17 protein-coding genes are annotated in these 16495 nt (G+C 36.6%); 11 read left to right on the top strand and 6 right to left on the bottom strand.

Annotated elements, in window-relative coordinates; all coding sequences use genetic code 11:
* Window positions 1-7 precede the first annotated feature (7 nt).
* The 8 genes from H1R81_RS05265 (at window position 8) to H1R81_RS05230 (ending at window position 5710) form a co-directional block, all read left to right on the top strand.
* Window positions 8-427 carry a peptidylprolyl isomerase gene (locus H1R81_RS05265; RefSeq protein ID WP_181839614.1) on the top strand — a complete coding sequence of 140 codons (420 nt, stop codon included), beginning with the start codon at window positions 8-10 and terminating at the stop codon, window positions 425-427.
* 118 nt (window positions 428-545) lie between these two features.
* A complete protein-coding gene (locus H1R81_RS05260) occupies window positions 546-1178 on the top strand; it encodes a hypothetical protein (protein ID WP_229251050.1) in 633 nt (210 codons plus the stop codon).
* Window positions 1179-1656: 478 nt separating this feature from the next.
* Window positions 1657-2205 (top strand): hypothetical protein, encoded by a 549-nt coding sequence (locus H1R81_RS05255; protein WP_181839613.1) that lies wholly within the window; start codon window positions 1657-1659, stop codon window positions 2203-2205.
* 12 nt (window positions 2206-2217) lie between these two features.
* Window positions 2218-3165, top strand: coding sequence for a hypothetical protein (locus tag H1R81_RS05250; protein ID WP_181839612.1), 948 nt, complete (start codon window positions 2218-2220; stop codon window positions 3163-3165).
* 215 nt (window positions 3166-3380) lie between these two features.
* Window positions 3381-4154, top strand: a complete 774-nt coding sequence (locus H1R81_RS05245) for a MerR family transcriptional regulator (protein WP_181839611.1) — start codon at window positions 3381-3383, stop codon at window positions 4152-4154.
* 273 nt (window positions 4155-4427) lie between these two features.
* Complete coding sequence (locus H1R81_RS05240) at window positions 4428-4841, top strand: VOC family protein (protein WP_181839610.1); 414 nt, start codon at window positions 4428-4430, stop codon at window positions 4839-4841.
* Window positions 4842-4926: 85 nt separating this feature from the next.
* Window positions 4927-5319, top strand: a complete 393-nt coding sequence (locus H1R81_RS05235) for a DoxX family protein (protein ID WP_181839609.1) — start codon at window positions 4927-4929, stop codon at window positions 5317-5319.
* Window positions 5297-5710 (top strand): transcriptional regulator, encoded by a 414-nt coding sequence (locus H1R81_RS05230; protein WP_181839608.1) that lies wholly within the window; start codon window positions 5297-5299, stop codon window positions 5708-5710. Before H1R81_RS05235 ends, H1R81_RS05230 begins: the two co-directional genes overlap by 23 nt.
* A gap of 77 nt (window positions 5711-5787) precedes the next feature.
* Here the strand turns inward: H1R81_RS05230 and alaS are convergent, their stop codons facing one another.
* The 4 genes from alaS to H1R81_RS05210 all read right to left on the bottom strand — a co-directional run bounded on the left by alaS (window position 5788) and on the right by H1R81_RS05210 (window position 12192).
* Window positions 5788-8433, bottom strand: coding sequence for an alanine--tRNA ligase (gene alaS, locus H1R81_RS05225; protein ID WP_181839607.1), 2646 nt, complete (start codon window positions 8431-8433; stop codon window positions 5788-5790).
* A gap of 241 nt (window positions 8434-8674) precedes the next feature.
* Complete coding sequence (locus tag H1R81_RS05220) at window positions 8675-10207, bottom strand: 4-hydroxyphenylacetate 3-hydroxylase family protein (RefSeq protein WP_181839606.1); 1533 nt, start codon at window positions 10205-10207, stop codon at window positions 8675-8677.
* Window positions 10208-10212: 5 nt separating this feature from the next.
* Window positions 10213-11112: an alpha/beta fold hydrolase gene (locus H1R81_RS05215; protein ID WP_181839605.1), complete on the bottom strand. Its 900-nt coding sequence runs from the start codon at window positions 11110-11112 to the stop codon at window positions 10213-10215.
* 291 nt (window positions 11113-11403) lie between these two features.
* Entirely contained in the window at window positions 11404-12192 is a 789-nt protein-coding gene (locus H1R81_RS05210) for an enoyl-CoA hydratase/isomerase family protein (RefSeq protein ID WP_229251049.1), read from the bottom strand.
* A 131-nt stretch (window positions 12193-12323) separates the two neighbouring features.
* On the opposite strand from H1R81_RS05210, the gene H1R81_RS05205 reads away from it, so the two are divergent.
* Together H1R81_RS05205 and H1R81_RS05200 are read left to right on the top strand one after the other, a co-directional pair.
* The gene (locus H1R81_RS05205) at window positions 12324-13787 is read left to right on the top strand and encodes a leucine-rich repeat domain-containing protein (protein WP_181839604.1); all 1464 of its coding nucleotides are present in this window, start codon (window positions 12324-12326) and stop codon (window positions 13785-13787) included.
* Window positions 13787-14092, top strand: a complete 306-nt coding sequence (locus tag H1R81_RS05200) for a helix-turn-helix domain-containing protein (RefSeq protein WP_181839603.1) — start codon at window positions 13787-13789, stop codon at window positions 14090-14092. The genes H1R81_RS05205 and H1R81_RS05200 overlap by 1 nt, the downstream gene beginning before the upstream one ends.
* On the opposite strand, the gene rlmB is transcribed toward H1R81_RS05200, so the two are convergent.
* On the bottom strand, window positions 14089-14943 hold the full coding sequence (gene rlmB, locus H1R81_RS05195; protein ID WP_181839602.1) for a 23S rRNA (guanosine(2251)-2'-O)-methyltransferase RlmB: 855 nt from the start codon (window positions 14941-14943) through the stop codon (window positions 14089-14091). The two genes, H1R81_RS05200 and rlmB, sit on opposite strands and share 4 nt — an antisense overlap.
* Window positions 14916-16190, bottom strand: coding sequence for a GWxTD domain-containing protein (locus H1R81_RS05190; RefSeq protein ID WP_181839601.1), 1275 nt, complete (start codon window positions 16188-16190; stop codon window positions 14916-14918). Before H1R81_RS05190 ends, rlmB begins: the two co-directional genes overlap by 28 nt.
* A gap of 54 nt (window positions 16191-16244) precedes the next feature.
* Between H1R81_RS05190 and H1R81_RS05185 the strand changes: the two genes are divergently transcribed.
* On the top strand, window positions 16245-16388 hold the full coding sequence (locus H1R81_RS05185; RefSeq protein WP_181839600.1) for a hypothetical protein: 144 nt from the start codon (window positions 16245-16247) through the stop codon (window positions 16386-16388).
* Window positions 16389-16495 lie beyond the last annotated feature (107 nt).

Genomic DNA, 16495 nt, shown 5'->3' with positions numbered 1-16495 from the left:
TATAATTATGGTAAAATCAGGCGATACAGTACAAGTACATTATAAAGGAACTTTAAGTGACGGAACAGTTTTTGATAGTTCAGAAGGGCGTCAACCATTGCAATTTACAGTCGGTAGCGGAATGGTTATTCCGGGGTTTGATTCAGGAGTAACGGGTATGGAAATCGGTGACAAGAAAACCGTTTTTATTCCTGCTGATGATGCGTATGGACCGATAAAAGAAGATATGATTTTCACTTTTAACCGTCTGGATATTCCAGATAATATTCCATTAGAAATAGGTGGTACATTAAACATGCACAACGGCCAGCAGGCAATACCTGTGATTGTGAGAGAAATATCAGCTACCAAAGTAAAATTAGATGCTAACCATGAATTAGCCGGTAAGGATTTGATTTTTGAGATTGAATTGGTTGGTGTAAAATAAGATTTCGGAGTATTCGGAGTAGTTGTCTTTGTCAAAAAATAAGGATAATTACTCCAAAAACTATGATTGCAAACAGCTATATCAAAACTGTATTTTAACAAAATAACCATTAGTAAAAATGCGAATGAGCATTGGTTTTCTTAAAGAAACATTCATCAATTTACTGAAGGAATATATTAACTCATCTGATATGGTCAATTCTTATTGGCATGAAATTGAAAAAGCATATACAAATAAAGACCGTCATTATCATACAATGAATCATCTTGAAAATATGCTTAGCGAACTGACAGAAGTGAGAAGCCAAATAAACGACTGGAATACTATCTTGTTTTCACTCTTTTATCATGACATTATTTACAATGTCCTTAAAAGCACCAACGAAGAACAGAGCGCCGAATTAGCACAAAAAAGATTGCAGGCTATTGCATTACCGGCTAAAATGATTGACAGTTGCTATCAACAGATTATTGCTACACAAAAACATATTTTTAGCCAGGATTCTGACACCAACTTTTTTACTGATGCAGACCTTTCTATTTTAGGGAAAGACTGGTTTCTCTACGAACAGTATAGTCAAAGAATAAGAAAAGAATATAGTATCTATTCTGATATGGTTTATAAGCCAGCCAGAAAAAAAGTATTAAATCAGTTTCTGGAGATGAAAAGAATATTTAAAACAGATTATTTTTTCGACAAATATGAATCGAAAGCAAGGCAGAATTTACTCAAAGAAATAACACTTCTTTAATTAATCTTAGATTTGTCTACATTCTGGGCTTTTCATTCCACTCCTTTCAATTTTGTAATACTTTCATACCCCTTTTATTATAGTTAAGGTGCAACCCCAACCTGATTTTTACTCGTCATATAAGCAATCTTTCCGGTCATTAAACCCCGTATTAAATCAGTAAATTATAACCAAACCCTGATAAGAAGTTTGACGAGATTCTGCTATTAAAAAAAATCATACAGTTTTCAGAATTCGTAGATCAGAATCAGGCCCGATAACTTGCAGGTATAATCCAGGAAAACACATCTTAGAAGTAATTGGGTAAAAACTACTATAAAAGCGCATTAAATTTCTTATTTCATATTCGTTAGTTTTGAAAGACTGTCTTCTTGAGGCAGTCTTTTCTGATAGTTCAAATGAATGTTCAATTTATTTTTTGTTAAGTGGCTGATTTTGAAGATATTTGCTTAAGATTATCTTTAATCATTACTATTGAGTGAAAAATATCTCCCTAAAAATTATTATCCTGCTACTCCTTGGCAAGAGTTTGCACGCTCAGGATAAGACCGCCTTTGGTCTGTCGGCAATCTATAACTTTCCATTGCAGACAGTCGGAGCAGGTTTCAGAATCCAAATGCCTGTTGCTAATAGATTTGCTCTGGTTCCTCAAATTAAGTATATGCCTTCTTTTAATAATATTCATGAAGCCTATGGAGGGATAAATCTGCATTATTTCCTGATAAACAATACTTTTTCTTTAGGAACCCGAAGGGTTGTTAACCCTAAGCGTCCGGTTATATATTTAGCAGCCGGAGTAGAATATAACAGATGGATAAACTTCAAAAGAACAGCGCAGTCTGAGGCCAAACAGAATAACGTATTACCAGAAGCAGGATTAGGGTTATCAGGAGGATGGAATTTCATTAGAATATTTGCCGAAGGAAAATACAATATCCTTTGGAACGAAAGTTATGGAGAAGTGGGTGTATTGTTTTTCCCCTTCAATAACCGGTTACAACGCAAAAACAATTGCCCTAAACCCTAAGAACTTTTACTTATGAAAAAGATAAATCTCCTACTATTCTCTTTTATTTTATTTGCCATTGCCTGCTCAAAAGACAGGTCAATTTTACTTGACGAGCAGACAGAACCTACGCCTGTCGATATAAAAGATAATTTTATTGCCATTAGTAGTACTACGTTTAACAAGTTTGGTACACAACCTGAAAAGAAAACAATCAAGAATGATAATGATTTACCTTTTGTGTGTAAACAAGGTTCAAGAATATGGCTTTACACAAGAGATCTGAAACTACCTGACGGTGGTGCTATTACTTATCCATTTGACATAGAAGTTTTAGAATTGTTTACACCAAAGGATATGATTTTACATCAGATGCCAACGGTTTCAAATGGAAGGCTTTTAACCACGGCAGGCGAGCTTTTAATTAAAGCCTATAAAGATGGAAAGGAGTTATCTCTTAATCGTATAAACAGTACTACTATAAATGTTCCGGCTAAAAGCGGAAGAGTAGATGGATTTATGGGTCTATTCTATGGTGAGGAAACAAAAGCAGGGTTTGTTAATTGGATTCAGGCAGACTCATCAAGAAATGGCACAGGAAATGGGGGGGGTACTATTTACGGCGAGAAGGATATGTACCTTATATTCCCAAGCCGTATTGGCTGGATTAACTGTGATAAATTTTATGACTTTACTGAAGCTAAAACTACTATTTCTTTTAGTTCAGAAACCCCCTCAATTGAAAAAATACTTATTTTTCTCTATTTCCCTGATTTAAAATCGGTCATGCAGGTATATGGCGGAGTATCAGGGCAGGTTCCTGTAGGAAGAAATGTAAAAATTGTAGCTTATGCAGTAACAGAAAAGGAAGAATATTATTCGTTTCTGCAAGATATGATAGTTCAGGATAAGCAAAAAGTGGAGCTAAAACTTACACCTACTACCAAAGATGCTTTATTGAAGTATCTGGATACTTTATAAGCTATGCAGCATTCTATTAAAAGTAGTTCCTGCTAAATTGTTGCTATTATTTCATTGCTGTTTGGTGATTTTAAATACACTCACAAACCAAAAGGAATGTAAACTCCTTGCATATTACTTCTCTTCGGAATTTTTCTGATTTTTTTTCAGAAAACGCTTGACTCTTACCTTACGTCATAGACTATGTTTGCATTGTTAATCAATAAAGAAAGCAAATGAATGCTTATTCAGTGCAAAAAATGGCGAAAATGGCAGGTGTAAGTGTACGTACCTTACATCTCTATGACCAGATGGGGCTGCTGAAACCGTCTATCCGAACCGAGGCCAGGTATCGATTGTATGGCGAAAAGGAATTATTAAGATTACAACAGATTCTGTTTTATAAGGAACTGGATTTCCAGCTGAAAGAAATTCAGGCTATTCTTGATAATCCGGATTTTGACTTAGTTGAAGCGCTGCTAAGTCATAAGGAATCCTTGCGGGCCCGGCAAGACAGAATAAGCATGCTCATAGAAACGATTGATAAAACAGTTAATCATTTAAAAACAGGAAAGATTATGTTAAAACCAGAAGAATTATATGAAGGTCTGGCTAAGGAAACAGCTGAGACCTACAGAGCAGAAGCCTCAAAGAAATATGGCGAAGAAGTAGTAGAACATTCCGAAAAGGCATTGGGTAAGTTGACCAAAGCTCAGTTTGAGGCTTTAAAAACAGAATTAAAAGAAAATGCCAGTGCCATATTTGCTTTGAAAAATGGTGATCCAACAAGTAAGCAAACACAGAAATTGATTGCTAAGCATTACGAAATTATCAGAATTTTCTGGGGTACATCAGATTTAAGCGATAAGCAAGCGGAGGCTTATAAAGGTTTAGGACAACTATATGTAAACGATGAACGGTTTACCATCCTTGATGGCCAGCCACAACCGGAATATGCCTTATTCCTGAGCAAAGCAATGACTTATTTTGCTGATAATCATCTGAAATAGTCTTAATTAAAGGAGAATACTTTTTTATTGGTATTCTCCTTATTATCTAAAATTTCTTTATTTAAAGGCTGATTTCAGCCGTTTTATTCTCCTGAATTCTTCAATTTTAAGTGCCTTAAGTAAAGCCAAATAACTTGTCGTAAATAGCCCTTTTATTGGCGTGTTTACCCTCCGTTTATCTCGTTTCTTCGCCGTAAATTTGTATTGTAATCAACGAGCAAATAGGACTCAATGATTACACAGTTTTTTATACACATATAAACAATCAACACAATGGCAACTAAAATTTTTGTAAACCTACCAGTAAAAGACCTTCAAAAATCAATTGATTTTTTTACAAAACTGGGTTATTCTTTCAATCCACAATTTACTGACGAAAATGCTACCTGTATGATTATTGAAGAAGGCAGCATTTATGCCATGCTTCTGACTCATACACACTTTAAATCATTTGTTGATAAAGATATTACCGACACAAGCAAATCAAATGAGGTAATACTATCACTTGAAATGCCAAGCAAAGAAGCAGTTAATGAAATGGTTAAAAAGGCGATTGATGCAGGTGGAACTAAATACAGAGACCTGACCGATATGGGCTGGATGTATCAGGATAGTTATGCTGATTTAGACGGGCATAAATGGGAGGTTTTCTGGATGGATCCTAACGGTTTTCCACAAGATGCTTAAAGATATTATAAACACAATCTTAGAATCATAATAACCATTACAATAGTTTATAAACACATACTTTTAATTTCTAAATACTATTATCATGAAAAAGAACAAAATCATTTTTTGGGTAGCTACTACCATAATTTTTATATGGGAAGGTGTAATGCCGGCCTTAACCTCACAAACTGAACTCGCAAAAGAGGGCATCAGCCACCTGGGTTATCCTGCCTATTTTGGAGTGATGTTGACAGTTTATAAAGTCTTGGGTTCGTTAGCTATTATACTACCAATGGTTCCGGCAAAAATCAAAGAATGGGCATATGCAGGGCTTAGCTTTACTTTGCTTTCAGCATTCATCAGCCATTGGGCGATAGACGGCTTTAATGCGCAGACCCCGTTTCCGCTTTTTATTTTAGCCATCCTGATAGTTTCATATGTGTATTACAATAAACTTAAAGAGCCTGTAACACATGGAAAAGTATCATTTGCCTGACGATATTTCAGCTATGTATATAACCGCCAGTTCGTTTCCTGATGGAGTGCTGGCGGCACATCAAAAAATGCATAGTCTTGTACCAAGAGAAGATTCACCTGAAAGAAAATACTTCGGTATTTCTTTCCCGATTGATGGCACAATTGTTTATAAGGCCGCGGCCGAAGAATTAATCAAAGGCGAAGCGGCGCAATTAGGTTTGAAGACTTACCTGATAAAAAAAGGTGAGTATATCAGCATTGATATTCATGAGTTTATGAAGAATATTTCAGCTATCGGAGATGCGTTTAATGAACTTCTGGAAAATCCACGTATAGACCCAAACGGTGCTTGTGTAGAGTGGTATATGAATGATAGTGATCTAAAATGCCTGGTTCGGTTAGCTGATTGAAACAGACCCAAGATTAAATACCACACACCCATACAAAATGATGAAACAAAAAAGGCGAACAGATGTTCGCCTTCATTTTATACTAAACTTTTTCCTTTTTCTATTGCTTTATCTAACCCACTTAAATCGCTTCCACCAGCGGTTGCAAAGTATGGCTGCCCACCTCCGCCGCCTTTCATTTCTCTGGCTAATTCTTTTACGATATTACCCGCGTGGAGATTTTTATCTTTCATAACCCCTTCATCAATGATTACGGCCAATTGTGGTTTGCCTCCTATTTCTGCACCCAACACACCATAGAAATTGCTCACCTGATTTCTTAACTCAAAAGCCAGTTGTTTTAAGGCATCTGCAGATGGTACAGTAACTTTTGCAGTTAATACATTGATACCATTGGTAGCTTCCACCTTATCAAGCAATTGCTTTTTTAAGTCCTGTAGTTTCTCATTTTCCAATACCTCTACTTTTTTCTGTAAAGCCGCTTTATCTGCAAGCAGGTTTTCGATAGCTTTTACCAGATCTGCAGGGTTTTTCAGTAATGAAGCTATTTCATCTTTTACTCTTAAATCTTCCTTGATTTTCTCAATGGCTTTTTCACCTGTTAAGGCTTCTACCCTGCGTACACCTGCTGCTACCGAACCTTCTGAAACAAACTTGAATATACCTATCTGACCAGTTGATGGCACGTGCGTACCACCACATAATTCAACCGAGAATTGTGGGTCAAAAATAACCACCCGAACGAAGTCTCCATATTTTTCGCCAAATGTTGCAGTTGCACCTAAAGCAATGGCATCGTTAATAGGCATATTTACTTTAGTTTCCAATGCGATATTCTGACGGATCTTCTCATTCACAATAGCTTCAATTTTTGCCAGTTCTTCATCAGTTACTTTCGCAAAGTGAGAGAAGTCAAAACGCGTTACGCTATCATCCTGATAAGAGCCTTTTTGCACGATATGATCGCCCAATACCTGACGCATAGCTGCCAGCATTAAGTGTGTAGCGGTGTGATTAGCCATGATTTTACCATGACGTGCCGCATCTACGTGTGCTACTACTGTTTTGGCATCATTCAGTAATTCTTCTAAATTTTTATCTCTTGAAATATGGATAAACAAATCGTTTTCTTTTTTGGTATCGGCAATATTAATGGCATGATTTCCAATTACGATTGTTCCGGTATCACCAACCTGACCACCCATTTCAGCATAGAAAGGTGTACGGTCTAATACGATATGATATTCTTCTCCTGCTTTGGTTTTCACCTTACGGTATTTTTCAATCTGCGCCTCTACTGAGAGCTGTTCATAACCAACAAACTCAAAGTCCTGACCTTCATTCAATTCCACCCAGTCAGTGGCCTCTTTAGCAGAATCTTTCTTTGAAAGGTCTTTTTGTACTTGCAAGGCTTTATTATATCCTTCTACATCAACAGTAAGCCCATTTTCCTTAGCGATAAGAGCTGTTAAATCTTGTGGAAAACCATATGTATCGCTCAACTCAAATACTTGTTCACCAGCTATCACTTTTCCATTGGTACTACTCATGATCACATCAAGGCGTTTCAAACCTGTTTCCAGGGTACGCAAGAATGTTTTTTCTTCTTCTTCAATTACTTTACCTACAAACTCTTGTTGTGATTTCAGTTCAGGAAAAACATCAGCAAACTGTTCAGCCAATACTGGCACCAGTTTATTCATGAATGGCTCTTTAAACCCTAAATATGAATAACCATATCTTACGGCACGACGAAGAATACGGCGGATAACGTATCCGGCCTTATTGTTAGATGGCAATTGTCCATCAGCAATGGTAAAGGCTACTGCACGAATATGGTCGGCAATTACACGCATAGCTACATCTACATATGAATCAGATGAAAGTGTACCATTCTCGCCATATTTCTTGCCAGACATTTCTTCCAACACGGTAATTGTATTCTGGAAAATATCAGTGTCGTAGTTCGACTGTTTGCCTTGAATAGCCATACATAGGCGCTCAAAGCCCATACCTGTATCTACGTGTTTGGCAGGCAATAAAACCAATGATTTATCGGCTTTACGCTCAAACTGCATAAATACATTATTCCAGATTTCAATTACTTGCGGATGGTCATTATTGACTAACTCTTTGCCGCTCTTATGGTCTACTTCTTCCTGGCTACGTAAATCTATATGGATTTCTGAACATGGACCACATGGGCCTGTATCGCCCATTTCCCAGAAATTATCTTTTTTATTACCTAAAATAATACGGTTTTCATCCCCTATCAATTCTTTCCAAATGTCGAATGCTTCCTGATCAAATGGCACATTATCTTCTTTGCTACCCTCAAAAACTGATACGTAGATTCTATCTTTAGGCAATTTATATACTTCTGTCAATAATTCCCACGACCATGCCAAAGCCTCTTTTTTGAAATAATCACCAAAAGACCAGTTGCCCAACATCTCGAACATGGTATGGTGATAGGTATCAAACCCTACATCTTCAAGATCATTATGTTTACCACTAACCCGAAGACATTTCTGAGTATCCGCAATACGCTTGGCGGGAGGTGTACCATTGCCTAAGAAAAAATCCTTAAACTGCGCCATACCCGAGTTGTTGAACATAAGGGTTGGGTCATTTTTTGCCACCAATGGAGCCGAAGGTACTATCAAGTGTCCTTTACTGCGGAAAAAGTCTAAAAAAGCCTTACGAATTTCGTGCGAAGTCATATAAGTAATGAATTAGTGAATTAGTGAATTAGTGAATTAGTGATTAAAGGACGGTCGTCAATTTTCAAAAATTCATTAATCCATTTCTGAGGCGGTCGTTTACACCTACAACCTCTTTTTCGATAAATATTTTGCTTTATTTATTGAGGGTGCAAATTTAGTCTAAATTATAGATTATTTGAAGTGTTCTTTTAATAAAAAGAGGTTTGAAAATTTAAATGAAGATGTTTGCGGCTAATGACTAAACATTGGTGTCAAATACACGACCGAAATATTCACTGATTTCTGTTAACAGAATATTCTTTTGTCGCTTTTTAATACCTGCCAATTCTTTGGCTAACTGTTTTTTAAAATCTAATTGCATTTGTCGTGCTATCTGTATTCGTTGCGCTTGTGGGCTACCCGCACCATGCATACTTTCGGTAAGATACCCAACAGCATTTCTGCCTAAAGTCATATTTTCAATCAAACGCAAGATTCTCATTCGATGCTCTGTTGAAACATCAGCTCTTCCTTTCAGGTATTTCTCTAAAAGATGGCCTACTGCTTCGCTTCTGAAGTCCTGTTCTGATGGCAGCGTAACCATCAAACCACCTGCTAAATCCTGTGCCAGACGACTGATTTCATAAGGTAATTTTGTTACATGGTGCTTACATACATTAGCCAACATATCATCTGCCAGATAAACTCCTGACGATGTAGGTTTTGATTGATAGGATGCGGCTATTCCGGTAGCGTAAATAGTCTCGTTCAGATGAGTCATTTCTACCAGTTTATCTTTAATATGACTAACTTTATCAACTCCATTATATTCGGCAATAGTAGCGGCCGCACCAATCAGCACATCTCCTACTCCACTTTTACAAACATAACTCCGGCGATGATAGCAGGTAAAACGCTCAACTAACATCGAAGCAAACTCATACTCGCCATCCATAAAAATTAACTCGTTAGGTACGAACACATTTTCAAAAATCACCAAAGCCTCTTGTCCTCCATACTGTGCATTGCCTTCATCAATGTTTCCTGCTTCCATACTTCTTGTGTCGCAGGATTGTCGCCCATAAATATAGGTAATACCTTCTGCTTCAACCGGAATAGCCCCTACAATGGCATAGTCTTTATCATTTTCTGTCAACCGCATAGTTGGCATAACCAAAAGCCAATGAGAGTTCAGACACCCCGTCTGATGCGCCTTTGCGCCAGTTATATAAACACCTTCTGCCGTTCGTTTAGTAATATGCACAAATAAATCCGGATCCACCTGCTGATGCGGAGCAAGGCTTCTGTCTCCTTTTACATCGGTCATTGCCCCACCAATCACGAAATTGTGATTTTGGGTATAAGCAATAAATTCTTTAAAACGAGCATGATAAGCGGTATTATATTTTGTATCAATTTCAAAAGTGGTTGAATACAGCGCATTAAAAGCATCCATGCCTACACATCTTTGAAAACAAGTGCCAGTCAATTGCCCTAACCGCCGTTGCATTTTATTCTGTAAAACCACATCTTCTCTCGATTGTGCTATATGCAAGAAACGATTTACGCGGTTGCCCGTAAAAGGAGAAATAGCGGTAGCCAATTCCGGTTCTCTTAAAGCCAGCTCAAAAGTTTCTGCCACAGCATTAATAGAAGGGCGAATCATTGGGTGATCAACAATATTTTCCACTAACTCTCCAAAAAGATATACCTTCAAGGCTCGTCTACTAAGACTCTCAATATATTCTTCGGCAGAACTAATGCCTTTTATTTCAATATCATTGATTTCCATAACTTTTAAAAAGAATTGGTTTTTAAATGCCCGATAATTTCAGGCATAACTATTTCTAAAACAGGCTTGGGCAATTGGTGTCCCATACCATTAACCCACTGCATTTTTGCTTTAGGTATTTTAGGCGCATAAATCTTTGCATGAACGGGCGGAATCAAAGGGTCTTCTGTGCCATGAATGACCAAAGTCGGAGCTTTGATTTTAGGCAACTCATGTAAGCGTGAACCTGAAGCTGCAATACTGCAAAATTGCTGGAATCTGGCTCTCGGATTCTGCCCCTTTCTTTGTTCTATTCCTTCTGTAAATATGGTTCGTAAATGTTTATGATTGAACGGAAAAGTCTTACCATTTAATCTTCTATAAGTAGCCACATAACTTTCAATGGTTATAGCAGGAAAAGCCAGTTTACTTTTGATTGTAAAATTTCTCAGAAAAAAAGGAATCAGCCTTACAAACGGCTTACCTTTAAAAAAAGGTACTGCCTGTGGATTAAGCATAAAACCAGAAGACATAATTGAAACCAGGCAAAGCACTCTTTCTGCATGAGAAATGGCAATACGCTGTGCAATCATTCCTCCCATCGAAACGCCAATAACGTGCGCCTGAGCAATTGACAAATAATCTAATAATCCTATACTATCTTTTGCCATATCCTCTAAAGTATAGGGTCTTCTTCTATGCCACGTATCATTCAACCAGGTTGATAAGCCAATATCCCGGTTATCGAATCTGATAACATAGTAACCTGCTTCTACTAAAGGCTCTATAAAATCATTGGTAAACATAATACTCTGGGCATCAAGTCCCATAATCAATAGAATTGCCTGATTATGCTTCTGCCCGAAAGTCTCAAAGTAAATTTCAATATTATTACAGGGGGCTTTGCCTGTTAAAGTTGGTTTCATGGTTTTTGTAACAGCGAAACGAGTATTGAGATATTTCTTTTTGAAATGTTATTCGCATAGACTTGTGTTGTTACTTTTTTTATCTGAAAAAAATAACCAAAAAAGCAGGCATCATTTAAACTCGGACAATTATAAATCCGATAAACCTCTTCTTTATTTCATTATTATTCCACCGATTTTTAATTGTAGACGAGCCGTCTGCCTCCAAAGGGGATGATGTTTTAAGTTTACAATTTTTGGTTGTTATATCTGATTTTATCTGAATAGACCCCTCTTTTCAAAATCAATCATCTACTTATTCTTCTCAAAATTCTTTAAAAATTCGGATCTATCAGTAATTTCCGTAAGGAATGATTGTTCAATGGCTAATCCTTCTTCTAATGTTTTTGAAAAACCTTCGTTATACAGGTGTTTCATGGCGGCTATTGTCTGCGCTGAGTTTTGCAAAATCTCATTGGCCAATTCAAAAGCAGTTTCTTCCAGTTTCTCTAAGGGTACTGCCCTGTTTACCAAGCCTATTTGTTCTGCCTCCTTGCCTGTAATGGGTTTAGCTGTAAAAGATAATTCTTTGGCTTTGAGAATACCTACCAGTTTTGGTAATCGCTGAGTCATTCCCCATTTAGGCAGGATTCCCCATTTGGTATGAGTATCTCCTATTCTGGCATCTTCTGCCGCTAAAATCAAATCAAAAAACATCATTAATTCAGTTGCGCCTGTATAGCAATGCCCGTGTACCAACACAATTCCTGGTTGAGGCATAGTGCGTAAAATATGGGCAATATCATTACCATCCCGCAAAATATCAGAAGCTCTGAACTGACCACCTTGTATGCCTTCATTCAAAGCTTTTAAATCAACCCCAGCAGAAAAGGCTCTGCCCGCTCCTTTTACTATTAATACTTTTATATCTGTTCGATTAGATATTTCTGTTAACGTTTGTTTTAATTCCGTTATCATTAAAGGTGTGAGTGCATTTAACGAGGCAGGCCTGTTAAGTGTAATAATAGCGATTGAACCTTTCTCTTCAATAATTATATCCTGATACTCCATACTATCTGATTTATAAACAAATGTAAGCAATTTTATTATGCATGCTTAAGGCTCTGAATGAAAATAAATTAGCTGAAAAATACCATTAAAAAAAATCCTTCCTACAAATAAAATATACAACTAAAAAATTAGTTATGTTTTTAAACTTAAAAGCTAAAACTATGAAATACCTATTTTGTCTGTTCTTATTTATTTCCATTTGCTCTTATGGGCAACAAAAAGTGTATCGGGCTAAAGATTTCGAAAAGGAGGTATTTCCGCCAAAAATTATTAAAGAAGGTAAAAGTACTATACATGAGTCTACAAATCCATATAGACCTTTAAGTGATGCTCTTTTAGATATTGAGAAGAATAAAACTGTTATATTGGAAGTAGAGACAAAAAAAATCTATACTGATTTTTACAGCTTCGCTAATAAACGCAATGTAAAGTTTTACCAACTCAATGAAGCTAAATCTTTTCCTGTTGAATTATTGGTTCAACCTGATGGAACAATTGATTACTTTGTTTATGGGTATCAGGGGCAAATTGTGATTAATAATAATAGACCCCCTATATTTAATGACTCTCTCAATGCAGAAAACAAACAAAAATTTCATGCTATTGTTGAAGAGTTTTGCAAGATTTATCGCTTGCCTAACACCTTAAGCAAAGAGAAATTTAGCATAACTTTTTTAATGACTTTGGGTAATCAACCTAAAAAGCCAAGTAAAATGTTTATTTATAATCTGGAAATGGCTGAGGCATGCGACAAACCGGATACGGTAAAAACATTGATGCTGAATGGCTTACACTTAGAGACTTTTCCAATGATTGTATTTAAGTTTAAAAATCTTGAAAAACTGGATTTATCGAATAATTATATTGAGAAAATACCGAAGTCTGTATCTAAAATAAAGAATCTGAAGTTTTTAAGCCTGAGCAGTAATCCGATCAATAATAACAAGGTAAAATTCGCCAGAAATAACCAACTGAAAGACCTAAATCTGCAATATACAGGAATACCTATGCTGCCAAGGGGCTTGTCGAAAAACCGTAAGTTAGAAGTATTATTTTTAGGAAACAATCGTTTTAAAGGCTTCAGAAAGCGTGATTTTAAAAAGATGGATAATCTGAAAGCCTTGAATTTGTATAATGCGAATCTTTCAGAACTACCTCTTAATGTAACGAAACTACCGGGCTTAGAAGAATTAGACCTTTATTACAATAATTTAAAGCAATTGCCGAATGAGATTTGTAATATGCCAAAACTGAAAACTCTGGCTGTGTCCAATAATGAGCTATGGAATCTTCCTGCAAACATCGCAAAAATCAAAACTTTAGAAACGCTTTATGCTCATCATAACCGATTGAATGACCTGCCCACTTTGCCTGATTTAAAGCTATTGCATATTAGTTATAATATATTCAGGACAATTCCTGACATGGTATTTGAATTAAATAACCTTGTTGAAATAGATATGAGCAAAAATCAGATTATGGAAGTTCCTATTCAACTGAGAAAGTTTGAAAAACTACAAAGAGTTTTTTTTGAAGGCAATGATTTTAACTTAATTGCGGAGAAGAAAGAGGAATTAGCTAAATTGGTGACAGATTTAGAGAAAAAAGACATTTTAGTACGTTGATGAAGCTTTTTTATACGACAAATGAAGTTGCCGAAATTTTAGGTGTTACCGCCTCAAAAATCCGGTTTTATGAAAAAAAATTCAGACTCAGGTTTGAACGTAACGGTCGTGACCGTAAAATCACCAAAAAAGATATTGATAGACTTCGGGAGATTATAGAAGTAAAAAATGCTGGTACGCTTACTTTGAAGGGTACAGAAAGGAAGATTAATAAAAAGACCGACCTCAATAAAAGTAAAAACGCGCTGAAAACCAGATTACTGACAATCAGAGCGTTTTTACAAGAGGCCTTGAAGGAGATTTAAATTCTTTGCCTTACGGCTTCATATAATATTACGCCAGTAGCAACCGAAACATTTAAAGAGCCAATTTTACCAAGCATCGGGATTTTAGTCGAATGATCAGCTTGTTCTAAAAGATTTTCAGAGATACCATCTTCTTCTGAACCCATAAGGATAGCCGTCGGAACGGTGAAATCTATACTGTATAATGCATCAGTAGCTTTTTCAGTACAAGCAACAATCTGAATGCCCGATTGCTGCAATTCTTCTAATACCTGTGAGAGGCTATTTTCACGGCAGACGGGCATGAAATTTAACGCCCCTGAAGAAGTTTTCATCGCATCAGCATTAATCTGGGCTGCACCTCTTGAAGCAACAATGATGGCATGAACACCCGAACACTCCGCTGTTCGGGCTATGGCTCCGAAATTACGAACATCTGTAATTCTATCTAAAACCAATAGCAGAGGTACTTCTCCTTTCTCGAAAATATCAGCTACCACATTTGAAGTTTTGGCGTAATTAACAGCAGATACAAAAGCGATAACCCCCTGGTGGTTTTTCATCGTGATCCGGTTCAGCTTTTCGAGAGGTACTCGTTGAACAGGCAAATCACGCTCTTTGGCAAGTTTCTCTACTTCGGCATGACCGAACTCACGTTGAATTAATATTTTTTCAATTTCTTTGGTGCCTTTCAGGGTTTCTAATACCGATTGCACACCAAAAACTATATCTGGTTTAGATGTTTTTTCAAAATTAGGTTTTGCAAAAAACTTTTGCTTTTTCTTGAAATCCGGGCGAGGACCGTCTCCACGGGGGCCTTCTTTGCGGTCACCTGACTCGGAATTTACTCCATAACGTTTCCTGTTCTCCATGCTTCTACGAACGGATACCAATATGCCTGATATTCGGGATACCGAACCAGTTCATAATAGTTATCTGTAAACTGATTTGGTTTTTTATTAAATGTAAAAATAATTTCTGAAAAATTCTGGCTTTGTGCATACATCCACACTTCCCTATCCCTGCTTCTCTGCACTTTGTTTGGCGGCCCTAATATTATATAGACCATACCCTTATCTGTCTTCCAGCCTTCTTTAAAACATGTAAACAATCTGTTGGCCTCTTCAATTCTTCTATAATAAGTCTTAATGATTTTCTTGGCCAAAGCCTGATTTCCACCTGTAACTGCTAAAAAATATCTATCAAGTGCCTGTTTGGCATCCGGGTTTTCGTTTACGGTTCGAGTTTCCTGGCTTGTACTCATATAAATAAGAGGCTTTACCAACTTCTCGGGCATGGTAAACTTAGGGAAACGATTATCCACAATCATAAACCCAAACCCGTTTCTACTATTGAGAGTATCCTCCACTGCAAAATATAAGCCTTCATTTGATAATTGTATTGGCGTGCCAGATTGCACTTTCACTATCTCTTCCACATTCAACGATTTCACTGGTCTCAGTGACGTAGCCATAGGAGATTGCGCAGGGTCAAAATCGTTACTATAACGGATAAGGAATAAATCTTTGACGTGGTTATCAATGCTACGTATCTGGAAAGTATCCTTTTTATTAATATAATTTCTGAAAAGCGGGCGTGAAAAATCAGTAGTGTAAAGCCCGAACCTGTCGCTCAACCGAACTGCTGAAAAATCAATTACCAGATCATTATTTGATTTTTTACTGGTTGCCAGTTCAAATATTTCTGTCAGTAATAGAGCTTTACTAACATTTTTTGGTCTTTGCACATCAAATGTAACCTCCACTTTATCATCTCTTACCAGAAAGTTCTGTTCCGAGAAGTCCACTCTATTAAAAGCAAGCCTGTCTCTTACACCGTAATCTGACTGCAACAACCAACTTAAGCGAAAAGCCTCTTTCATTTGCTGCAAGGCCTTATCTCTGCTTAAGTTTTCAACATCCAATTCCATGAAAATCTTGGCAGTAGAAGAATCTTTTACAATGTATCGGCTCTTAATAGCCACTACTAATGGTTTTGCTGCTACTTCAGGATTGTTTACAGCAGTTTTTATCTCTCGAGGAGCTTTTGTATTCGTTTTTTTATTGGTAGCACACCCTGTGAGACCCAATATTAAAGCATATAAAAGTATTTTTCTCATTATACCCGATTCTTGTTCCAAATGTAGAAATTTCTTTGTTAATAATAATAATTAATGAAGAAAAACAAAATCAGAACGAGAGACAAAGAAATTTTATTGCGATTTGTGGAAAGTATTCTGAAAGAATTATATGCCATTCTGGTTGGCAAAGTGAATGCTTTTCATTATTCCCTTTTTCTCCTATTCCATTCAAGTTAATTTAGAAAAGAGAAAACTATAAAAATCATTAAGAAATCCACTTGTATTTTTTGAAAAACAAAAAATACCCTCAAAAGGGTATTGTCGCCTCATGGATGGGCTTCGTA

The sequence above is a fragment of the Emticicia sp. BO119 genome (assembly GCF_013912375.1).
In the GTDB taxonomy this organism is placed as follows: Bacteria; Bacteroidota; Bacteroidia; order Cytophagales; family Spirosomataceae; genus Emticicia.
Note: the sequence above shows the minus strand (reverse complement) of the source record. Positions and strands in the feature narration are given on the sequence as shown.